The organism is Marinomonas phycocola (assembly GCF_047525455.1).
Lineage (GTDB): Bacteria > Pseudomonadota > Gammaproteobacteria > Pseudomonadales > Marinomonadaceae > Marinomonas.
This window is the reverse complement of record NZ_JBLIXL010000049.1, coordinates 1-1,991: the sequence shown is the minus strand read 5'-3', so window position 1 is coordinate 1,991 and position 1,991 is coordinate 1. Positions and strand designations below refer to the sequence as shown.

3 protein-coding genes are annotated in these 1,991 nt (G+C 42.1%); 2 read left to right on the top strand and 1 reads right to left on the bottom strand.

Going from position 1 to position 1,991, the window contains the following annotated elements; all coding sequences use genetic code 11:
* The first annotated feature begins 627 nt into the window (after positions 1-627).
* Both ACMUMJ_RS16815 and ACMUMJ_RS16810 read left to right on the top strand, forming a co-directional pair.
* Positions 628-1,173 (top strand): GrpB family protein, encoded by a 546-nt coding sequence (locus ACMUMJ_RS16815; protein WP_414680002.1) that lies wholly within the window; start codon positions 628-630, stop codon positions 1,171-1,173.
* A gap of 148 nt (positions 1,174-1,321) precedes the next feature.
* Positions 1,322-1,552: a hypothetical protein gene (locus ACMUMJ_RS16810; RefSeq protein WP_414680001.1), complete on the top strand. Its 231-nt coding sequence runs from the start codon at positions 1,322-1,324 to the stop codon at positions 1,550-1,552.
* A 20-nt stretch (positions 1,553-1,572) separates the two neighbouring features.
* Here ACMUMJ_RS16810 and ACMUMJ_RS16805 read toward each other — a convergent pair whose 3' ends face one another.
* Positions 1,573-1,821 carry a hypothetical protein gene (locus ACMUMJ_RS16805; protein ID WP_414680000.1) on the bottom strand — a complete coding sequence of 83 codons (249 nt, stop codon included), beginning with the start codon at positions 1,819-1,821 and terminating at the stop codon, positions 1,573-1,575.
* Between the last annotated feature and the right edge of the window lie 170 nt (positions 1,822-1,991).

The following is a 1,991-nucleotide window of genomic DNA, read 5'->3' as shown; positions in this document are numbered from 1 at the left end:
GCAGGGATAGGGATGTTAGCTTTAAATGCTTCTAAAAGAATTACACCTTAAACTATAAACATTAGATGATCGTGTGCGAAAAGGCTTAGCGTACGTTTTCGTACCATTGGACTTCAACCCCCTAAAATTAATTAAAACGACTAGCGTAGAAAAAGCTTCTTATCAAACGTTGCTTGTTGGATAAACAGCTTAGTTTGGCTGAATGTGAACTTTTCTGAAAAAGAAAGTTTGTTTAAGGAAACCCAACTGTCAATTTCCCAACCTTGGAGAACCAGAGATCATCTAAATATTTCCGATAAATGTTATTATCGGAAATAGTGGGTATTCATATTTTATGAGACTGTTTACCTAATTTTTCTGTACAGCGCTTTAAAGCTGAATCATTAACAAAGAGTTTATACGACTCTAACTCATCCTTACGCCTTGCTAGCATGACTTCTTTCAGCATTTTTTCGAATGCTAATTCTCTATTATGAGGGTCTGGATTGTTTTGATATTTAGCTTTGAAATCAGGTCCAGTTTATCACAAACGCCTTAATCTGCCATTATTGCAATGAGTAGTTTATAATTATCGGAGCATTTCTTACGCTTTGTTTTTTGACATTCTCAAAGGAGCTATAAGCATTTATGGAAAACAATGAAGTACTTATTGGTGGTATTGAAAAAGTAGAAATAAAAATCGTTCAACATCAGGTTGAATGGAAGAATATATTTAGCTTTCATCGCAATGCTATTGAAGAGGCGCTGGGTGAAAAAGCGTTATTAATAGAACACATTGGCTCAACATCCGTGCCGGGATTAGCAGCAAAGCCTATCATAGATATAGTCGTTGCAGTGAAAGACGCGGCTGACGAGAGAGACTATTTAGGCGCCCTTATCTCCGCCGGCTATCAACTCAGAGTTCGGGAGCCTGATTTTTTTCAGCACAGAATGGTCAGAACTCCGAAAAGAGATACTCATATACATATCTTTAGCGAGGGCTGCGGGGAAATTGAGAAGTACCTTCTGCTAAGAGATTACCTGAGAAACAAGAAGGAAGCCCGAGATGAGTATGAGCAAGTCAAGCTTGCGTTCTCCAAACAATCATGGACAGATATGAACGCCTACGCTGACGCTAAAGGTCTGGTAATCCAAAAACTCTTACACGAAGCTGCAAACACCAAAGCACAATAACTCAACCCTCAGGGCATCCGTATTGCGCCTCTAAATTGTTGGGCTGAAGATAATAAATCATCAACCCTCACTGACTTTTTAAAGATTTTCTTTGTATGTCAGTGTTGTTAGGGGCAACTACCTGCTATTTAAGGGAAATTACCTGAAAATGAACGCCCTTTCCTCTCAAAAATCTGGCACCGTATTGGATCATTTTGCAGTACATGTGAGAAATGCCCCTGATCAAACGGCCGTATTTCACGCATCAGGCACATTGAATTATCAGGAACTCTCGTCCAGGTCAGATTCTCTTGCAGCGTACTTGCAACAATCTGGGATAAATGATGCCGCATGCGGTCATGCATTTTGGGGTTCTAGGAATTTTCCCCCTCTAAAGTAACATAAATGCGTTTGCTGCAATCAAGCTTGCTGCCGGTCGATCAAACTTTCTAGCCGGTCCTCGATGCTTTCAACCTGGTCATGCTCGCCCTGGACATACATAGCAAGGGCTTCTTGATAGCCCTGCTCAACGGATGCCCCTTCAATCATAACCTGCCTCTCAACTCCCAACCCCTCAGCAAACGAAACTAGGATTTCTCTGGTTCGACCCGAACGCCCCGCTCCCGCTCCTTTTGAGCGTGACGGTGCTCCAACTCGGCTAGCATCCAATCGCTCGATTCATTCATGTCTTGCCGCAGTGATTCTTTCTCGGATTCCGTCAACGGTCTTGGCTGATTTGAGGTGTCCAGCTTCACCTTGTGTGAGTTTGTCGGTTCCATAACCAAACGTCTCCTGCCAAAAATGATTTATACTCGGGCCATGCTTATTTTCAATGGCTG